At 61.5% G+C, this 18,020-nt stretch carries 16 protein-coding genes and 1 pseudogene; 11 read left to right on the top strand and 6 right to left on the bottom strand.

The window, feature by feature from the left end; all coding sequences use genetic code 11:
* Positions 1 to 7: 7 nt before the first annotated feature.
* A complete protein-coding gene (locus tag HJB89_RS24620; protein WP_221150627.1) occupies positions 8 to 1,045 on the top strand; it encodes a polysaccharide deacetylase family protein in 1,038 nt (345 codons plus the stop codon).
* Between the two features lie 6 nt (positions 1,046 to 1,051).
* On the opposite strand, the gene pdxH is transcribed toward HJB89_RS24620, so the two are convergent.
* On the bottom strand, positions 1,052 to 1,672 hold the full coding sequence (pdxH, locus tag HJB89_RS24615; RefSeq protein WP_207583203.1) for a pyridoxamine 5'-phosphate oxidase: 621 nt from the start codon (positions 1,670 to 1,672) through the stop codon (positions 1,052 to 1,054).
* Between the two features lie 65 nt (positions 1,673 to 1,737).
* Here pdxH and HJB89_RS24610 point away from each other — a divergent pair, with 65 nt between their 5' ends.
* From HJB89_RS24610 to HJB89_RS24595, 4 genes are all read left to right on the top strand, one after another.
* On the top strand, positions 1,738 to 2,196 hold the full coding sequence (locus HJB89_RS24610; protein ID WP_207583202.1) for an RT0821/Lpp0805 family surface protein: 459 nt from the start codon (positions 1,738 to 1,740) through the stop codon (positions 2,194 to 2,196).
* Between the two features lie 283 nt (positions 2,197 to 2,479).
* The gene (locus HJB89_RS24605; protein ID WP_207583201.1) at positions 2,480 to 3,670 is read left to right on the top strand and encodes a DnaJ C-terminal domain-containing protein; all 1,191 of its coding nucleotides are present in this window, start codon (positions 2,480 to 2,482) and stop codon (positions 3,668 to 3,670) included.
* A 122-nt stretch (positions 3,671 to 3,792) separates the two neighbouring features.
* On the top strand, positions 3,793 to 4,611 hold the full coding sequence (gene fabI, locus HJB89_RS24600) for an enoyl-ACP reductase FabI (protein WP_207583200.1): 819 nt from the start codon (positions 3,793 to 3,795) through the stop codon (positions 4,609 to 4,611).
* Between the two features lie 21 nt (positions 4,612 to 4,632).
* On the top strand, positions 4,633 to 5,223 hold the full coding sequence (locus tag HJB89_RS24595; RefSeq protein WP_207583199.1) for a histidine phosphatase family protein: 591 nt from the start codon (positions 4,633 to 4,635) through the stop codon (positions 5,221 to 5,223).
* A 14-nt stretch (positions 5,224 to 5,237) separates the two neighbouring features.
* Here HJB89_RS24595 and HJB89_RS33380 read toward each other — a convergent pair.
* Positions 5,238 to 5,432, bottom strand: a pseudogene (locus HJB89_RS33380) (type II toxin-antitoxin system HicA family toxin).
* Between the two features lie 91 nt (positions 5,433 to 5,523).
* Positions 5,524 to 5,784 (bottom strand): DUF1344 domain-containing protein, encoded by a 261-nt coding sequence (locus HJB89_RS24590; RefSeq protein ID WP_003569889.1) that lies wholly within the window; start codon positions 5,782 to 5,784, stop codon positions 5,524 to 5,526.
* A 240-nt stretch (positions 5,785 to 6,024) separates the two neighbouring features.
* On the opposite strand from HJB89_RS24590, the gene HJB89_RS24585 reads away from it, so the two are divergent.
* From HJB89_RS24585 to ribB, 3 genes are all read left to right on the top strand, one after another.
* Positions 6,025 to 9,198 carry an EAL domain-containing protein gene (locus tag HJB89_RS24585; protein ID WP_221150626.1) on the top strand — a complete coding sequence of 1,058 codons (3,174 nt, stop codon included), beginning with the start codon at positions 6,025 to 6,027 and terminating at the stop codon, positions 9,196 to 9,198.
* Positions 9,199 to 9,407: 209 nt separating this feature from the next.
* The gene (aroC, locus tag HJB89_RS24580) at positions 9,408 to 10,505 is read left to right on the top strand and encodes a chorismate synthase (RefSeq protein WP_207583197.1); all 1,098 of its coding nucleotides are present in this window, start codon (positions 9,408 to 9,410) and stop codon (positions 10,503 to 10,505) included.
* Positions 10,506 to 10,517: 12 nt separating this feature from the next.
* Positions 10,518 to 11,621 carry a 3,4-dihydroxy-2-butanone-4-phosphate synthase gene (gene ribB, locus HJB89_RS24575; protein ID WP_221116887.1) on the top strand — a complete coding sequence of 368 codons (1,104 nt, stop codon included), beginning with the start codon at positions 10,518 to 10,520 and terminating at the stop codon, positions 11,619 to 11,621.
* 167 nt (positions 11,622 to 11,788) lie between these two features.
* Here ribB and HJB89_RS24570 read toward each other — a convergent pair whose 3' ends face one another.
* Positions 11,789 to 12,979 carry a winged helix-turn-helix domain-containing protein gene (locus tag HJB89_RS24570; RefSeq protein WP_221150625.1) on the bottom strand — a complete coding sequence of 397 codons (1,191 nt, stop codon included), beginning with the start codon at positions 12,977 to 12,979 and terminating at the stop codon, positions 11,789 to 11,791.
* A 141-nt stretch (positions 12,980 to 13,120) separates the two neighbouring features.
* Between HJB89_RS24570 and HJB89_RS24565 the strand changes: the two genes are divergently transcribed.
* The 3 genes from HJB89_RS24565 to HJB89_RS24555 are packed head-to-tail and all read left to right on the top strand — an operon-like array spanning position 13,121 to position 14,991.
* Complete coding sequence (locus HJB89_RS24565; RefSeq protein ID WP_207583194.1) at positions 13,121 to 13,795, top strand: energy-coupling factor ABC transporter ATP-binding protein; 675 nt, start codon at positions 13,121 to 13,123, stop codon at positions 13,793 to 13,795.
* Complete coding sequence (locus HJB89_RS24560) at positions 13,795 to 14,403, top strand: energy-coupling factor transporter transmembrane protein EcfT (RefSeq protein WP_207583193.1); 609 nt, start codon at positions 13,795 to 13,797, stop codon at positions 14,401 to 14,403. The genes HJB89_RS24565 and HJB89_RS24560 overlap by 1 nt, the downstream gene beginning before the upstream one ends.
* Before the next feature lie 24 nt (positions 14,404 to 14,427).
* A complete protein-coding gene (locus tag HJB89_RS24555) occupies positions 14,428 to 14,991 on the top strand; it encodes a biotin transporter BioY (RefSeq protein ID WP_207583192.1) in 564 nt (187 codons plus the stop codon).
* On the opposite strand, the gene HJB89_RS24550 is transcribed toward HJB89_RS24555, so the two are convergent.
* Together HJB89_RS24550 and HJB89_RS24545 are read right to left on the bottom strand one after the other, a co-directional pair.
* Complete coding sequence (locus HJB89_RS24550; protein ID WP_207583191.1) at positions 14,964 to 16,211, bottom strand: acyltransferase; 1,248 nt, start codon at positions 16,209 to 16,211, stop codon at positions 14,964 to 14,966. The genes HJB89_RS24555 and HJB89_RS24550 overlap by 28 nt on opposite strands.
* 794 nt (positions 16,212 to 17,005) lie before the next feature.
* On the bottom strand, positions 17,006 to 17,899 hold the full coding sequence (locus HJB89_RS24545) for a LysR substrate-binding domain-containing protein (RefSeq protein WP_221133221.1): 894 nt from the start codon (positions 17,897 to 17,899) through the stop codon (positions 17,006 to 17,008).
* Positions 17,900 to 18,020 lie beyond the last annotated feature (121 nt).

Genomic DNA, 18,020 nt, shown 5'->3' with positions numbered 1-18,020 from the left:
ACGCCGCATGACGGGACAATTGAAGCGACTGGCAAAACGCGCAGCGATCGGCGCCGGGCTCGAGCTCTCCTGGCTTCTCGCCGCCGCCGGGCTGATGCGCGAAGCCCGTGGGCGCGGCGTCATCTTCACGCTGCATCATGTCCGCCCGCACGTGCCGGAGGCTTTCGAGCCGAACGCGCATCTCGAAATCACCCCGCGTTTTCTCGATACCGCGCTGCGGCGGCTGCGGCGGGAGGGCTATCGCTTCGTGCCGCTCGATCAGGTGCCGGCGCTGCTGGCCGAGCCCGAGGGCGGAAAGCCTTTCGCGGCCTTCACGCTCGACGACGGCTACATCAACAATCTAGAGCATGCGCTGCCGCTGTTCGAACAGCATCGGGCGCCGTTCACGGTGTTCGTCGCCAAGGGTTTTGCCGAGGGCTCGCACAGCATCTGGTGGGAGACGCTCGCCGTCCTGTTGCGCCGGCAAAGCGAACTCCGCTTCGATTTCGGCCGCGGCAGCGAACGACTGATGCTCAACAATCCGCAGCAGCAATGGGGTGCCTTCGACCGCTTCGCCGCCTATATCCACCGCTCCGACGAGGCGCGGGCGGTCGCCGCAATCGACATGCTGGCCCGGGAAAACGGCATCGAGCCGACCGATATCACCCGCGAACTGGTGATGCAGCCCGGCCAGTTGCAATGGCTGGCGACCCATCCGCTTGCAACCCTCGGCGCCCATACGATCAGCCATCGGGCGCTGGCCCGCCTGCCGGAAGCCGAAGCGCGGATCGAGATGCAGGTTTCGGCCGATTACGTCGAGGCGCTGACCGGCATCCGCCCCGTGACGATCGCCTACCCCTACGGCACACCGGAGGCTGTGACCGCGCGCGAGGCGGCGATTGCCCGCAATCTCGGCTTTCAGGCTGCCGTCACCACCCAGCCGGGCCTGCCGGCGGCGAAGCAAACCGCCTATCTCTCACGCATTTCGCTGAACGGCTTCTACCAGAAGCGACGCTACGTCTCCGCCCTTGCCTCCGGCATTCCGCTGAAGCTGATGGGCAAATAGCGCCGCTTATGGATACATCCTGACCTTGTCCCATGCGCCTTCCGGCGAGGGCCGGCGGAATTCGACCCGGTCATGCAGGCGGAATTTCTGATCTTTCCAGAATTCGATCGAGGTCGGCCGGATGCGGAAGCCCGACCAGTGGGCGGGGCGTGGAATATCGCCGATGGCATATCGCGCGGTATATTCGGCCACGGCCTTTTCAAGTGCGAAACGGCTTTCGAGCGGGCGGGATTGTTTCGAAGCCCAGGCGCCGATGCGGCTGCCGCGCGCCCGCGTCTTGAAATAGGCATCGGCTTCGGCATCGGTGACGATCTCGACCGGGCCGCGCAGCCTTACCTGGCGGCGCAGGCTTTTCCAGTGAAAGCACATGGCGGCCTTTTTCTGGCCCAGAATTTCAAGGCCTTTATGGCTCTCGAAATTGGTGTAGAAGACGAAACCGTCTTCGTCGAATCCCTTCAGGAGAACCATGCGGACATTGGGAAGACCATCCTCATCGACCGTTGCCAGTGCCACGGCGTTCGGGTCGTTGGGTTCGGAAGCCTCCGCTTCTCCAAGCCATTCGGCAAAGAGCTTGAAGGGTTCGCCACTTTCGGTAAAGTCACCGCTTGTTAACTCGTTTGCCGACATATTGGTTCAAATGCCCCGGATTATTCAAAACTCGCCCAGCTTTCGATAACTGGACAGGATGCAGGGTGGAAGTCATAGCAAAGTCATATCGCCATACAAAGGGCCTGCGGCGACGCAGCAGCGTGTTCTTCGTCATCGGCGTTGCAATGCTTTCGCTTTCCGGCTGCCTTGCAGGCGGCATGGATTTTCTCAGTGAAGCCAAGGTCGACCGGTCGGTGGCAACCGGCACCGTGCCGCAGACGCCGCCGAGCACCGATACGCTTTCCGACGAGATGACCGTGCGCAATGCCGTAACCTCGGCCGATGTGCAAAGGCTCGAGGGCCAGCCGCTTCCCTGGGCGAATGCATCGACGGGCAGCGCCGGCGTCATCGATACGATCGTCGAGAACAACGAATCAGGCCAGATCTGCCGCCAGTTCCGCACCACGCGGCATTCCTATGTCGGTATCGCCAAATTTTACGGCAAGACCTGCCTCGTCGGTGGCGGCAACTGGCAGCTTTTGAGCTTTCAGCCGGAAAGTTAATTCGGGCAAACGAGCTGATCCGGCATCGCCGACAGGTTAACGCCTGCGGGCTTTCCGCCGCATGCTTAGCAAAAAGCTAACCATTCGACGCAAAACATCGCACATCTCCCCACAGAAATAAGAAGTGATTAGCAACTCCGACGCACGATCAGCGTTGAGAGGGGTTGTCCCTGCCTTTGCGGCGGGATGGCGCGTTCCGAGTTGATATTGAGCTTTTACTATTGAAATTTGGGGATGCCGGGCAAGGACGTGGCCTCCCGCATCGCAACACCGGCGGTTTGACATGCGCGATCCTTATAAAATTCTGGGCGTCAGGCGCGACGCGGCGGCAGACGAGATTAAGGCGGCTTGGCGCAATATGGCCAAATCTGCCCATCCCGACCACAATCAGAGCGACCCGACGGCGACGGCCCGGTTCGCCGAGATCGGTCGCGCCTATGAAACGCTGAAGGACCCGCGCAAACGCAGTCTGTTCGACAATGCCGTGCGGATGGCGGAAGCCAAGAAAAACGAACAGACGATCATGCAGCAGCGGCACGCCGCGCGCGAGGCTGCCGTGCGCGCCAAGGCGGCGCAGGCCAATGCCGAGCGGGTGATGGAAGAGCTTGCGCGCGCCGCCCAGAAGGCGGCTGCCGAAGGCCCCAGACAACAGGCAGGATCGGCTGAGCCCGCCGACGAGATGGTCGAGCGCATTTTCGGCGCCCAGGCACGCGCTGCCGGCGGCGGCCAGGCGCAGGGCCGCGCGCAACAGGCGCAATACCAGCAGGCCCAAAACCAGCAGGCCCAGAATCAGCAGGCGGGCGAGGCCAGCAGGCGCGTGGACGGCGACGCCGCGGAGGCCGACACCAAGGTCGACGAGGAGGCCGGCGAGGCTGGGCCAAATGCCGGCGCCAACCTGCCGCTGCCGCTCAGCATCCTGACCTCCCTGGTGCGCCGTTTCACCGGCGCCAAGGATACCGGCCTGGAAAAAGCACCGGATGAGGTGGCGACGGCAACGGTGACGATCGACGACGTGTTGAAGAGCGGCTGGATCACCGCGTCACTGCCGGAGGGTCGCGAGATCGGCTTCGCATTGCCGGCCGGCACGAGGGATGGCCACGAACTGCGGCTCAAGGGACAGGGCTTCAAGCTGCCGGGCATGCAACGCGGCGATGCCGTCATCAATATCCGCATTGCGCCCGATCCGCGCTTCACGGTCGACGGCTTCGACCTGCACGCCGTGCTGCCGCTCAGCATCGAAAATGCCGTTCTCGGCACCGAGGCGCGCATCGAGGGACCGAGCGGGCCGCTCAACATCACGGTCCCCGCGTGGTCGGGCTCGGACAAGACGATCAGCATCCCCGGCCAGGGATTGCCCCGCGAAGAGGGCGGCAGAGGCGATCTAGTCGTCGAATTGCGCATTATCCTGTGGGAAAAACCCGACGACAAAGTCACCGATCTGATGCGGAGCATGCGCGAAGGCCTGTTCCTGTGAAATATTTATGACTTTCGCACCCTTTGTTACGATACCTAACAGTTGATGATCCAGGCCAAGCTTGAACCGATTAGCGGCCTATGCCATAGGCAGGATCAATCAGAATTCCTAGGGAGCGAAATATGGCTCAAGCATCCGGCCTCATGGCAGGCAAACGCGGCGTCATCATGGGTGTCGCCAACAATCGTTCGATTGCGTGGGGTATTGCCAAGGCCATTCATGCGCAGGGCGGAGAAGTCGCGCTGACCTACCAGGGCGATGCGCTGAAGAAGCGCGTCGAGCCGCTCGCCGCCGAAATCGGCGCGACGCTGGTCGGCCACTGTGACGTTGCCGACGAAGCCACGATCGACGCCGTTTTCGAAAACGTCGAAAAGCTCTGGGGCAAGATCGATTTCCTCGTGCATGCGATCGGCTTCTCCGACAAGGACGAGCTGACCGGCCGTTACGTCGACACCTCGGCCGACAATTTCGCCAAGACGATGCAGATCTCCGTCTATTCCTTCACCTCGGTCGCACGCCGCGCCGAGAAGCTGATGACGGATGGCGGCGCCATGCTGACGCTGACCTATTACGGCGCCGAAAAGGTGATGCCGAATTATAACGTCATGGGCGTCGCCAAGGCCGCGCTCGAAGCGAGCGTCAAATATCTGGCCGTCGACCTCGGGCCGCAGAACATTCGCGTCAACGCCGTCTCGGCCGGGCCGATCAAGACGCTTGCCGCCTCCGGCATCGGCGATTTCCGCTACATTCTGAAGTGGAACGAATACAACGCGCCGCTGCGCCGGACCGTCACCATCGAGGAAGTCGGCGATGTCGGCCTCTATCTCCTATCGGACCTGTCGCGCTCCGTCACCGGCGAAGTGCACCATGCCGACAGCGGCTATCATGTCATCGGCATGAAGGCGGTCGACGCGCCCGACATTTCCGTCATCAAGGACTAAAGCATTTCCGGAGCCGAGACCGTGCTTATCTACGTGATCAGACACGGCCAGACTGCCTGGAATGCCGAGCGCCGCCTGCAGGGTCAGAAGGACGTTCCGATGAATGCCACGGGCCTGGAACAGGCCCGGCAGAACGGCATCGCGCTTGCCGGGATTCTCGGCGACACCGTCGATGAATTCGATTTCGTCGCGAGCCCGCTCGGCCGCACCCGCGCGACGATGGAAATCATGCGCACCGCCATGGGCCTGCCGCCGCTTGCCTATCGCACCGATCCGAGGCTGGTCGAGATTTCCTTCGGCGACTGGGAGGGCTCGACGATCAAGGAATTGAAGGCGACGCAGCGCGAGCGGGTGGCCGAACGCAACGCCTCGAAATGGGATTTCATCCCGCCCGGCAACGACGCGGAGAGCTACGAGATCCTCTCCTGGCGCACCGGCTCATGGCTGCAATCCGTCGATCGCCCGACGGTCTGCGTCACCCACGGCGGCGTCATCCGCACGCTGTTCCAGGCGATTTCCAACCTGCCGAAGAGCAGCGCTGCCGAAGGCGCAATCCCGCAGGACCAGATCGCCAGGATTGACACCGCCGAGCGGACGATCGTCTGGCTGTAGGCATTGCATCTGAATCAAAATGCTTTCGGAAGTCCCGCCTGTTTCAGCATTTCATTGGCTGTATGGCGTGATTTTACCCCATGATCGACCGTGAAATGGCGGTTGGAAATCGGGCTTTACCAGATTTCGTGATCACCCTTTCCCGGTCGCACATATTCGCAGCCGGCTTTCAACAGTAGCTCTTTGAGTTCACGTAGATAGCCGGCCATGCGCTCAGTAGGTCGGATTGGCCGGCGTGTCATAGTGTATGTAGTAGCTGAATGAAGAGGAATTTATAGCCGCTCTCGACGTTTAGGCTTCCTACTTGACGATATCGAGATCGTTGATGACGCGCTTGCCGTCGACTTCGGTATAGAAGACGATCACCTTCACGCCGGCTTCCAGGCCATCGAAATTGAATTCCTCGGGCGCCTGATAGGTTTTGCCGTCATCGAGCGTCAGCACGAGATTGGCGGTGTCGACCTTCTTGATCGTCGCCTCGACATCGGCGCTCTCGGCAAAACCGCTCATCGGCGACAGGAAACTTGCTGTTGCCAAAAGCGTGGCGACGACGAAACGCATGGCGACAATCCTTTTCAAACGCTGCACGAGAACATGACTGGCCACACATAGCCTCCTGAATATGGCGAAAATTGCCCGTAAGAATGTCTTTTCCCGCCTAATTGATGAATAGGATTTTAAATATAATCAAGGTGCCGCGTTAACCGCGGTTTTCCCTTCCCATGATTTTTGGCATCGCCTGCGGGCAATCGTAAATTAACCCCCGCCCCCTACAGTTGCCCGGACGATGGGGGTTTCATTTTGCTATCCAGGCTGAGCGACAACAAGCAGTTGCGGCGCGTGTTGAGGAATACCCGCGTCTCGTTCCTGGTTTCATCGTTTGCCGCCCTTGTCGTCATCATGGTCGGCTTCGGCCTCGACCGCGCGAATACGGCATCTTATGAGCGCGAACTTCATATCCGCACCGAAAGCGAGGCTAACCTCATCCGCGCCCGGGTCATGGCGGAGATCCACATGGACCTCAGCATCGTCCGCGACCTGACCAATCTGATCTCCGTCAGCGCAGCAAACGGAGAGGAGATGGAGCGGCAGATCAATTGGCTGCTGATTCAGAACCCATCCTTCATTCATATCGCCGTCGCCCCCGATTTCATCGTCAGCAACGTCTATCCACCGCAATCGGGCAATCCGCGAATCGGCCGCGACGTGCGCGAAGCGCTTTTTTCACGCCAGGCGATGACGCCTGCAGCCGGCGATCAGTCGGCCCGCTTCTATGGCCCGATCAGCGCCGAGGGCCGCGACGCCTTTGCCATATTCTTCCCGGTTTTCATCAAGGAGAACGGCCAGCGGCGGATCTGGGGAGCGGTTGAACTCATCATCGACCAGCAGATGTTCTACGAGGCGACCGGGCTGATGCCGGCGCGCGACCGCGAGAACCGGGAACGTTATCCGCATCTCGACCATCTTTCGATCGCCATCCGGGATATTGGCTCGCCGGCGAGGGCCGTGACAGCCGCGCCCTTCTTCGGGTCGTCCGATATCGACGACAAGGATCCGATGCGCCAGAAGATCGGCTTTGCCGGCGGCAAGTGGGAACTCTCCGTCGTCCCGAACAGCGGCTGGGACGCGATACCGGAAAACCGAACCGAGTTGCGCCTGATCGTCGCTGCCGCCGGCTGCATCATCATCATCCCGATCTTCTTCGCCACACTCCTGCTCGGCGAGCGCAATCGCAACATCACCGAGCTGGAGACGCGCGAGGCGAAACTCAAGGAGCTGTCGCAGCGGCTGAATCTGGCGCTGAAATCCTCGAATATCGGCATCTGGGAGCTGCAGGATCATACGAGCAGCCTGCTCTGGGATGCGCGCGCCGCAGCACTGCACGGCAAGCCGGCGCAGGAAGGAAGCCGGGCGCTCGACGAATGGCTGGCGGCGATCCTGCCGGAGGACCGAGACATCGCCGAAGTGCATTTCTTCAGCTGCAGCATCGCCGGTACTGCCTGCACGGCGCAGTACCGCATCCTGCTTGCCGATGGCGGCATCCGGCACCTGCGCTCGGTCGGGGCCTTCTATACGGATGCCGGCGGCGTCAGCAAGACGATCGGCATCGTCTGGGACGTGACCGCCGATGCGGTGACCACCGACATGCTGCGCAAGGCCAAGGATACGAGCGAGGTCAAGAATGCCGAGCTGGAGCTGGCGCTTGAAGAGCTTTCCAGCCGCGAGGGGCAGCTCGCCGAGCTGTCGAGCCGGCTCGACCTGGCGCTCAATTCCTATCAATGCGGCATATGGGAAGCGCGGCCCCACCGAGGCGGCTCGATCTGGAACGAGCGGATGCACGAGCTTTATGGGCTTGCGCCGCGCAACGGCTTCATGACCGAGGAGATCTGGCTTTCGCGCATCCATCCCGAGGATCGGGCCCTGGCGCTCGAAAGCGCACGCCACTTCAAGCAGAACGGCGATACGCACACCCTCGTCTGCCGGGTGATCGTCGACGACGGCTCAGTGCGCTACGTGCGCTCGGTCGGCAAGGTCCACCAGACGGGGACCGGCGAGATGAAGATCATGGGCATCGCCTTCGACGCCACCGAAGACGTGCTGATGACCATCCGGTTGAAGGCGGCCAAGGACGAGGCGGTCGCCAAGAATATCGAGCTCGAGCTTGCCAAGAACAGGATCGAGCACAATTCGCTGCACGACCCGCTGACCGCACTCGCCAATCGCCGCAAGCTCGACATCGCGCTTGAAGAACTGACCAATGACGGCCGCCGGCAACGGCAGAAATTCTCGATCCTGCACATCGACCTCGACCGCTTCAAGGACATCAACGACACGCTTGGCCATGCCGCCGGCGATGCCATGCTGGTGCACGCCTCGAAGGTGCTCGCCAAAAATGTCCGCGGCAGCGACATCGTGGCGCGCATCGGCGGCGACGAATTCGTCATCCTCGCGCTTGAGGTCGGCGACAAGGAGATGGCGCAACTTTCGACCAGGATCATCGAGGAGATGCGCCAACCGATCGATTTCCAGGGTTTTTCCTGCCGCTGCGGCGTGTCGATCGGCGTGGCGCTCGCCAACGGCATTCATGTCGACGCGCGCAAGGTGCTGATCAATGCCGATATCGCGCTCTACCGCGCCAAGAGCATGGGCCGCAACCGCTTCGAATTCTTCAACCACAATCTCCAGGCCGATATCATCAATACCAAGCGCACCGCCGACGAGATCCTCGCCGGCATCGACAATGGCGAATTCACCGCCTGGTATCAGCCGCAATTCTGCGCCCGGACGATGGAGCTGACGGGTGTGGAGGCGCTGGTGCGCTGGAACCATCCGGCCAAAGGTCTGCTCGCGCCCGACAAGTTCCTGCGCATCGCCGACGAGATCAATGTGGTGCAGATGCTCGACCGGATCGTGCTCGAAACAGCGTTGCGCGACAAGATGCGCTGGACGGCGCTGGGGATTGCCGTGCCCAAGGTCTCGGTCAATGTCTCGGCGCGGCGGCTGCATGACGGCAGCCTGCTGGAATCGCTTACAGATCTGCAGATCCGCCCCGGCGAGATCTCCTTCGAACTGGTGGAATCGATCTTCCTCGACGAGAGCGAGGATGTGGTCTCGCACAACCTCGAGCGCATCAAGGCGCTCGGCATCGATATCGAGATCGACGATTTCGGCACCGGCCATACCTCGATCGTCAGCCTGTTGAAGCTGAAGCCGAAGCGGCTGAAGATCGACCGCCAGCTGGTGCAGCCGATCGTCAATGCCTCGCAGGAGCGGGCGCTGGTCCGCTCGATCATCGAGATCGCCCGCTCGCTCGGCGTCGAGACAGTGGCCGAAGGGGTGGAGACGGCGGCGCATGCCGAACTGCTGCGCGATCTCGGCTGCGATATCCTGCAGGGATTTGCCTTTTCCCGGCCGCTTTCATTCGACGATTTCACCAACGAGGCGACAGGAACGGGATGGCGGCTGGCGTCGTGATCGACGTCCGCTGATCGCCCTCGTCCTCGGCTCTTTCGGCTGGCGGAGTGGAGGTGGCTTAACGATGGGCCGTCCATCCGGAACAGCATTTCCGCGACTGCCGGTTTGGCGCAAAGAAAGGCTTTTGCCTCGACGGATTTTTGGCCTATGAGTGTCGCGCCTTTTCAAGCAATGGCGCGACCGGCTTTGGCGCGCCACCGTGGGAACACATGTCGCACAATACATTCGGTCACCTCTTCCGCGTAACCACCTGGGGCGAAAGCCATGGTCCGGCGCTCGGCTGCGTCGTCGACGGCTGCCCTCCGGGGCTGCGCTTCACGCTCGCGGATCTGCAGGTCTGGCTCGACAAGCGCAAGCCCGGGCAATCCCGCTTCGTCACGCAGCGGCGCGAGGACGATCTGGTGAAGGTACTGTCCGGCGTCATGCTCGATGCCGATGGCGAGACGATGACATCAACCGGCACGCCGATCTCGATGCTGATCGAAAACACCGACCAGCGCTCCAAGGATTACGGCGAGATCGCCAGGCAATACCGCCCCGGCCATGCCGATTATACCTATGACCTCAAATACGGCATTCGCGATTATCGCGGCGGCGGCCGTTCCTCGGCGCGCGAGACCGCGGCGCGGGTTGCGGCCGGCGGCATCGCCCGTCTCGTCGTGCCTGGCGTCACCGTGCGCGGCGCGCTGGTGCAGATCGGCAAACACAAGATCGACCGCCGCAACTGGGATTGGGACCAGGTCGGGCAGAACCCGTTCTTCTCCCCCGATGCGGCCATCGTGCCGGTCTGGGAGGAATATCTCGACGGCATCCGCAAGAACGGCTCGTCGATCGGCGCGGTCGTCGAAGTGATCGCCGAAGGTGTGCCGGCCGGTCTCGGCGCGCCGATCTACGCCAAGCTCGACCAGGATATCGCTTCGCTGCTGATGTCGATCAACGCCGTCAAGGGCGTCGAGATCGGCAATGGTTTTGCCGCTGCCGAGACCAGCGGCGAAGACAATGCCGACGAAATGCGCATGGGCAATGACGGTGTGCCGATCTTTCTTTCCAACAATGCCGGCGGTATTCTGGGCGGCATCTCGACCGGACAGCCGGTGGTGGCGCGTTTCGCCGTCAAGCCGACCTCCTCGATCCTGACAGAACGCCAGTCGATCGATGCCAGCGGCAACAATGTCGATATCCGCACCAAGGGCCGGCACGACCCCTGCGTCGGCATCCGGGCCGTGCCGATCGGCGAGGCGATGGTCGCCTGCGCCGTCGCCGACCATTATCTTCGCGACCGCGGCCAGACCGGCCGCCTGAAATAGGAGTGCTCGCTCATGTCTTATGACCAGAAGCGCGTCGTCGACGCCATCAGGGCCTTCGAGGCCGGCGAGATCGTCGTCGTCATGGACGACAATGACCGCGAGAACGAAGGTGACCTGATCGTTGCCGCCGTCCATACCACGCCGGAGAAGATGGCCTTCATCGTGCGACACACTTCAGGCATCGTCTGCGCGCCGATGCCGAAGGAGGAGGCCAGGCGCCTCAACCTCAACGCCATGGTGGCGGAAAACGATTCGGCCCATACGACGGCCTTCACCGTCTCGGTCGATTTCAAGCATGGCACGACGACCGGCATCTCCGCCGACGACCGGACGCTGACGGTGCGCAACCTTGCCAACCCGAATGTCGGCGCTGCCGATTTCGTCCGTCCAGGCCACATCTTCCCGCTGGTTTCCCGCGAGGGCGGCGTGCTGATGCGCTCCGGCCATACGGAAGCTGCCGTCGACCTCTGCAAGCTCGCCGGCCTGCCGCCGATCGGCGTCATCTCCGAACTCGTCAACGATGACGGCACCGTCACGCGCGGCCCGCAGGTGGTCGATTTCGCCGAGCAGCACGGGCTGAAGCTCGTCTCCGTCGCCGATCTCATCGCCTATCGCCAGCGCAAGGAAACGCTGATCGAACTCGGCACCAGTTTCGATGTCGACACGCCGTTCGGCAAGGCCAAGGCCCATACCTATTCCCTGCCCTGGGACCCGATGCAGCATCTCGCCGTCGTCTTCGGCGATATTCGCGACGGCGTCGATATCCCGGTGCGCCTGCATCCGGAAAATGTCGCCGAGGATCTGTTCGGCAAGAACAGCCCGGTCGATTTCTACATGCAGAAGATTTCCGAGGAAGGCCGCGGCGTCATCGTCTATCTGCGCGAAGGCTCGGTCGGCGTCGGCCACCACGACAATGGCCGCAAGGCCCGCAACCAGGGCCGCGAGGCCCATGCCGAAGCCCAGACGCGCGACAGCGAATGGCTGGAAATCGGCCTCGGGGCCCAGATCCTCAAGGACCTCGGCGTCAGCTCGATCAAGCTGCTGACCAGCCGCGAGCGCCACTATGTCGGCCTGGAAGGCTTTGGGATCAAGATCAGCACGACGGAGATCTGCTGAGGGTTTCCCCCTTCTCCCCAGCGGGGAGAGATGTCCGAAGGACAGATAAGGGGGTGAGCGACGCTAGGAGCGAATGCACTGAGCGCGAGCGAAGGGCAATAATGAGCGGCGTGCTATGAAGCCCCTCATCCGGCTGCCGCCACCTTCTCCCCGCTGGGGAGAAGAGATTACCCTCTCCATCCGTCGAGCAACACGACCTTCTCCACCCCCGCAAACCTGGCCACCCGGTCCAGTTCAGCCTCCAGCCTCTCCAGCCGCCCCGCCGAAGCCTTCACACCGGGCTCCAGCCAAAGCCGCCGGACATCGAGCGTCGATTTCTTCCGATCGGCCTTCATGTCGATGCGGCCGATCAGCCGGTCGCCTTCGAGCAGCGGGAAGACGTAATAGCCATATTCGCGCTTCGGTTCGGGCACGAAAATCTCGATGCGGTAGAAAAAGCCGAACAGGCGTTCGGTGCGGTTGCGGTCGCGGATCATCGGGTCGAAGGGGCTGAGCACGCGGATGCGCGGCGGAGCGCCGGGGTAATTGTCGAGCGTCGAGAGGAAATCGGCGAAAGCCCAGGAGGGGCGCGGCTTGGCGCCGAGCGCCGGTTCGATCAGCACTTCGATCAGCTCATCGCGATGGGCTGATACCCAGGCCTTGGCTTCATCGGGCGAGACGAGGTTCCAGAAGGCTGAGATCTCGCCATGGGTGGCAAATCCGAGGCGGGCGAGCGCGCTGCGGCAGGCCCAGTCGATAAATTCCTCGCGGCTTACCTCCGGCTCGCGGAATTCGGCCGGGATGACACGCTCCGTCAGGTCATAGATCTTCTGGAAGTTCGACCGGCCGGCGATGGCGAACTTGCCGGTGTGCCAGAAATATTCGAGCGCGGTCTTGTTCGGATGCCAGTTCCACCAGCCGCCGGAGACATGGCCGTCGGCCTTGATGTCGCGGGCGAGGATCGCGCCGTCGCGCTCGACGCGCTCATAGGTCTCCTCGAAAGCCGTCTCGAAACCCTCGCCGCGCCATTTGCGCCAGCGTTCGATGATGACCTTTTCCTGATGGCGGAACTTGTGTTTCCAATAAACGAAGAAGGTGCTCGGCAGGATGGAGGCGTCATGTGTCCAGTGCTCGAACAGCGCGCCGTCCTTTTCGAGCAGCGCAGTCAGGTGCTCGCGCCGGTAGGTCTGGTTGCGGGAAAACAGGATCTGATGATGTGCACGCTCCACCGTCTGGATGCTGTCCACCTGGACAAAACCCAGCTCGCGGATGAGCTGCAACAGGCCGTCTTTGGTCAAGGCGCGGTTCGGCGGGGCGCTGAGGCCCTGCTTGGCAAGAAAGACACGGCGGGCGTCGGAATTGGAAAGCAGATTCGTCATGGCGACATCATAATCCGGAAAATCTTCCTAGCCACCCGATATTCACCCTATATTCGCCCCGCTATCGAAAGCGAGATTTGCTCTTTCATCACCCCGGATTCTCCGTATAGAAAGCGGCATCACATGGAGGTGAGGGCTGGTTTGGATATTGTTTTCGAAGGTGCCGGGGTCAGTTTCGGGGCGCGGGTGGCGCTGGAGCCGCTGACGCTCGGCATTTCTGGGAAACGTATCGGCGTCATCGGGCTGAACGGTTCAGGCAAGACCACTTTCGCGCGGCTGATCAACGGGCTGAGCAAGCCGACGGTCGGCCGCGTCACCGTCAACGGCCGCGATACGGCCGACGAGAAGACGGCTGTGGCCGATGTCGGCTTCATCTTCCAGTCGCCGCAGAACCAGATCATCCTGCCGATCGTCAGGGACGACATCGCCTTCGGGCTGAAGCGGCGCGGTTTCACCAAGGCGGAGATCGAGGCGAAGGTCGAAGCCGTGCTTGCCCGCTTCGGCGCCGAGGCGCTCGCCGGTCGCCGAGCGCACGAGCTTTCCGGCGGCGAGCTGCAGGTGGCCGCTCTCTGCTCGGTGCTGGCGACGGGACCGGGCATTCTCATCCTCGACGAGCCGACCAACCAGCTCGACCTGAAGAACCGGGCGCTGGTCGAAGGGATTATCGCCGGGCTGCCGGAAAGCGCCATCGTCATCACCCATGACCTGGAATTGATCGCCGATTTCGAGCGAGTGCTGCTGTTTCATGAAGGGCGGCTTGCCGCGGATGCGCCGGCCATTGAGGCGATCGCGCGCTACAGGGAGATCGCCGCCTGATGCAATCGCTCTATGTCGAAGGCAACAGCGTGATGCACCGGCTTTCGCCGCGGCTAAAGCTGCTGTCGCTTGCGGCCTTGAGCGTCGTGCTGTTCATTACCGACAATCTCGCCGTGCTTTCCACCGCCGTGCTGCTGACGGCGGTTTTCTACCGCATGGTCGGCCTGCCGTTTGCGGATGCGCTCAGGCGGCTGCGGCCGATCTTCCTGACGATCGCCGTCGTCGCGCTCTTCAACCTGATCTTCAATCCCTGGCACGAGGCGCTCGTGCCGCTGCTGCGGCTGACGGCGCTGATGCTTTTCGCCGCCACCGTGACGGCGACGACGTCGATCACCGAATTTATCGACGAGGTGACGGCGCTTGCCCGCCCGCTGGAGCGCACCGGCTGGGTACAGGCCGACGATATCGGCCTGGCGCTTGGGCTGGTGCTGCGCTTCGTGCCCGAGATCGTCACGCGTTATCAGGCGATCCGCGAGGCGCACAGGGCGCGTGGGCTGAAGGCCCGGCCGGCGAGCCTGCTTGCGCCACTGATCATTCTGACGCTCAAGGATGCGGATAATATCGCCTCGGCGATTGACGCGCGCGGCATTCGGCGGCATGGAAGTTAACCAATTTTAACCACGGAATTCATGATGAGCACCCGCGACCTCGTTCTCACCGCCCTCTTTGCCGCAATCATCGTGGCGCTCGGCCTGCTGCCGCCGATCCCGCTCGGCTTCATTCCGGTACCGATCACCGCGCAATCGCTCGGCGTGATGATGGCCGGCGTCGTGCTCGGCGCCCGGCGCGGCGCCATTGCCGTGATGATCGTGCTCCTGCTCGTCGCCATCGGCCTGCCGGTGCTTTCCGGCGGCCGCGGCGGCCTGGCGATCTTCGCCTCGCCGACCGCCGGCTTCCTGATCGGCTGGATCTTTGCCGCCTTCGTCACCGGCTATCTCAGCGAGCGGCTGGTCAATGACCGGCAGTCCGGCCTGGTGCAGACGGTGAGCTTCTTCCTCACCGCCGTGGCCGGCGGCGTCGTCGTGCTCTACGCCTTCGGCATCACCTATCTCGCGACGGTGGCTGGTCTCGGCTTCACGAAGGCTTTCATCGGCTCGATGGCTTTCGTTCCCGGCGATGTGGTCAAGGCCTTCGTCGCAGCCCTCCTCGGCCGCGCCGTCATGGTCGGCTATCCCCTGCTGCCGCTGCGCGCATAAGGCGTAGGCACGCTATCACCTGCACCGACAGCCGCCTTCGGCTCGAAGGCGGCTGTCGCTTGTTGACGGCTGCTTTCAACATCGATTGAATTATTGGCCAAATCCAGCGACCGGTGAGCAAGCCTATCAAAAACCATGCGCAGAACTCTGCGGATGGGCGGCTCTCCCCATTTGCATACGACGAGCGACATTGCACAGACGATCGCGACGGCCAAACCGAGTGCCGGCAGGGGTGTCATGCCCAGATCGGTCAGCCAATCGAGAAGCTGGATGCCGATGGCGAAATGCAGGAGATAGAGCGGGTAGGTCATCAAGCCGAGGGTTTTGACCGATTGGAGCAAGGCTTTCGGGAGACGACTGATCTGCCGGCTATAGCCGACGCTGGCCGCGATGAAGACCAGCCCCGCCGCCCAGATCAAGATTGCCGGAAGCGGCGAGAATGAATGACCCGCCACGGCGAGCGTGCGATCGCTGGTGCTGCCGGCTGCCATGTAAATCTGAGTAGCCCCGGTCACCAGCGCGCAGATCAAACCCACCCAGGAAATTGGGCTCATCCGCGTTCGAGACAAAAGCCAGATGTAGATGTAGATGCCGATGGCAAACTGGCAGCCGTAATAAAAGGGAACGGCCCGCCAGGCGGTGTCGGTGAATATGGCCAGGATCTCAGAATCGGGAAATGCGTTTAACAGAGCGATGAAAGCGGTACTTGCCAACGACAGGCCGAGCGCCAGCGCAGGCATCCTCGCCCTACGACCGGTCGCACACAGGATGAAGACAAGGGCATAGAAACATATCTCGCAGGCCAGTGTCCAATATTGACCATCGATCCATGGACCGCCCGGATAGAGCGTGATCGACCGCAGATAGTTCTTGATGACGCGCCTGTTGATATCCTGCGTCGCGATGAAGATCAGCGTCAGTGACGCGCAGATCCACACCGCCGGATACAGCCGCAGGACCCGTCCCTTCAGGAACGACATGGCGGTGGCCGAGGCGGCGGAGTTGATGATCACGAGCCCGGATATGACGAAGAACAGTTCGACGCCAACCCATCCCGGTTGGGCAACATTCTCGATCGCGGGCATTTTGTAGGGTCTCAGATATAAGGGCGACGCCCAGGAAGCAAATCCGAGATGAAACACCGTTACCATGAGCGCGCACACAAATCTGAGTGCGTCGATACCGTAAATATACGGGCTGGCAGTGTCGGATTTCGACATATCTGTTCTCCCAATATCTGAGGCAGTACTACCCTGGCTGGGATATTGATGCAAGGCACGCGCAGAACGCGCGGCAATCGACGATTGCGTGATGGATCAGTTCGTCAGCTTTCTCGGTCAGAGATCATCAAGACGAGCGGCCACAGCCTCCCGTTCTTCCCCGGCGAGATCGTCAAGCGGGGTATCGCATACGCCCATTGGGGCGCGGTTCACGAAGCGGTATTGGCATCGAAATGTGGAGAGCGCGCGTCGCGCATGAGGAATTTCCAACGGAAAACCGTCTCCACGGTGTCGGAACGTCTGGCGTTCCGGTCCATTGCCGGCCTCTTACGGCTTGGAAAATCGGCAACAAAAAAACCGCCTTGAGGCGGTCGGGCATACTATCGATTTCAGTTCAGCTAGTCTCCACCTCCACCATCTCCCCCTCCTCCGTCACCATCGTCACAGGCGCCACCGTGGCAGTCGCCGCCATGTGAAAAGTCGCCCCCATCTCCACCGCCGTCGCCAGAACTACCCGGCTTGTGGCTATTGGCAGAGATTCCGACACAAAACAGAATGAAGTAGATGATGAGCAGGCCATTCGAGAACAGTGTTTCCAATCAGTATCCTTTCGTTCGTTTCAGGAAATCTTGTTTCCTGACTAAAATAGTAGATTACTATTTCGATCGCGGCAAGGGCTCCAATATGAAACTTTCATGACACGCTGGAATACCTCCCTCTCCCCTCAAACAGTCTCTCGCTCTGCGGCGCCGAGTTACAGCGCAGAGTATTTTGTCTCGGACTGCTGTCGTCACTTATTCAATGATCGGCGGACCAGCGGATCGGCATTCCTGCATGAACCACTCGGTAAAACGACGCACCGGCTTTTTCGCCCACGAACTGGTGATCAGGTAATATCCCTGGGTCTCTGCCGTCGCGATATCAGAAAGCACGACGAGGTCGCCGCGATCGATCTCTCGCCGAAACACTTCGACCGGGCATAATGCCACCCCATGCCCGGCGATCACCGCCGTCGCTAGAATGTTGAAGTCCTGAAATATCGGCCCCCGAACCGGCACGGGCGCCTTTATATCAGTCTTTCGAAACCATTCTCTCCAGCCATCAGCGGATTCGTCGTGCAGCAGGTCGGCCGCTGCAAAGGGAACGCCGCCGACAGCCCAATTCCGCTTGGCCAGATAATGAACGCTCGCCACCGGCTGGTTGCGGCGGGAGAAAAGCAGGCGGCTCTCACGCCCGCCCGACAGGTCTTCTCCCATGGTAATCAGAACATCCAGGCTTTCGTCATCGAAGCGCTCTTCCGCTTTTGCATAGACGATCCTGACGTCGAGGTCGGGATCGCTCTCCCGGAAAGACGGAAGCGCCGGAACCAGCCAGCGCGACGCGATCGAAGGAATGCATCCGACGGTGATCGAACGCATATTGTGGTCTCTGCGCATGTTGCCCGTTGCATGAGCGATGGCTGTCAATGAGCCCGAGATGGCCAGATAATATTCGCTGCCCGCCGGGGTCAGCGCAACGCCGCGCCCGGATTTTTGCAGCAGCTTGCGTCCCAACCACGCCTCCAGATGTTTGAGCTGATGACTGATCGCCGCATGGGTCACATGCAGTTCGTCTCCGGCCTTTGACAGACTCATGAGCCGGGCGGTCGCTTCGAAGGCTCTCAAGGCATTCAGGGGCGGCAGCTGCATATGTTCAAATTCCTCACATGACAGACAGGATTCATCATCCGCTGGAAATGTAAAAGCCCATCCAGATCTTGTTCGCGATGCGTCGAATTCAAATATGACATGTAATTTATTCTAACAGATT

Source organism: Rhizobium sp. NZLR8 (assembly GCF_019685025.1).
In the GTDB taxonomy this organism is placed as follows: domain Bacteria; phylum Pseudomonadota; class Alphaproteobacteria; order Rhizobiales; family Rhizobiaceae; genus Rhizobium.
Note: the sequence above shows the minus strand (reverse complement) of the source record. Positions and strands in the feature narration are given on the sequence as shown.

What these genes read in the sequence shown, in the direction of transcription:
- HJB89_RS24620 (WP_221150627.1), top strand. Translation starts at nt 8, where the DNA reads ATGACGGGACAATTGAAGCGACTGGCAAAACGCGCAGCGATCGGCGCC.
- pdxH (WP_207583203.1), bottom strand. Translation starts at nt 1,672, where the DNA reads ATGTCGGCAAACGAGTTAACAAGCGGTGACTTTACCGAAAGTGGCGAA.
- HJB89_RS24605 (WP_207583201.1), top strand. Translation starts at nt 2,480, where the DNA reads ATGCGCGATCCTTATAAAATTCTGGGCGTCAGGCGCGACGCGGCGGCA.
- fabI (WP_207583200.1), top strand. Translation starts at nt 3,793, where the DNA reads ATGGCTCAAGCATCCGGCCTCATGGCAGGCAAACGCGGCGTCATCATG.
- HJB89_RS24590 (WP_003569889.1), bottom strand. Translation starts at nt 5,784, where the DNA reads ATGCGTTTCGTCGTCGCCACGCTTTTGGCAACAGCAAGTTTCCTGTCG.
- aroC (WP_207583197.1), top strand. Translation starts at nt 9,408, where the DNA reads ATGTCGCACAATACATTCGGTCACCTCTTCCGCGTAACCACCTGGGGC.
- ribB (WP_221116887.1), top strand. Translation starts at nt 10,518, where the DNA reads ATGTCTTATGACCAGAAGCGCGTCGTCGACGCCATCAGGGCCTTCGAG.
- HJB89_RS24570 (WP_221150625.1), bottom strand. Translation starts at nt 12,979, where the DNA reads ATGACGAATCTGCTTTCCAATTCCGACGCCCGCCGTGTCTTTCTTGCC.
- HJB89_RS24560 (WP_207583193.1), top strand. Translation starts at nt 13,795, where the DNA reads ATGCAATCGCTCTATGTCGAAGGCAACAGCGTGATGCACCGGCTTTCG.
- HJB89_RS24555 (WP_207583192.1), top strand. Translation starts at nt 14,428, where the DNA reads ATGAGCACCCGCGACCTCGTTCTCACCGCCCTCTTTGCCGCAATCATC.
- HJB89_RS24550 (WP_207583191.1), bottom strand. Translation starts at nt 16,211, where the DNA reads ATGTCGAAATCCGACACTGCCAGCCCGTATATTTACGGTATCGACGCA.
- HJB89_RS24545 (WP_221133221.1), bottom strand. Translation starts at nt 17,899, where the DNA reads ATGCAGCTGCCGCCCCTGAATGCCTTGAGAGCCTTCGAAGCGACCGCC.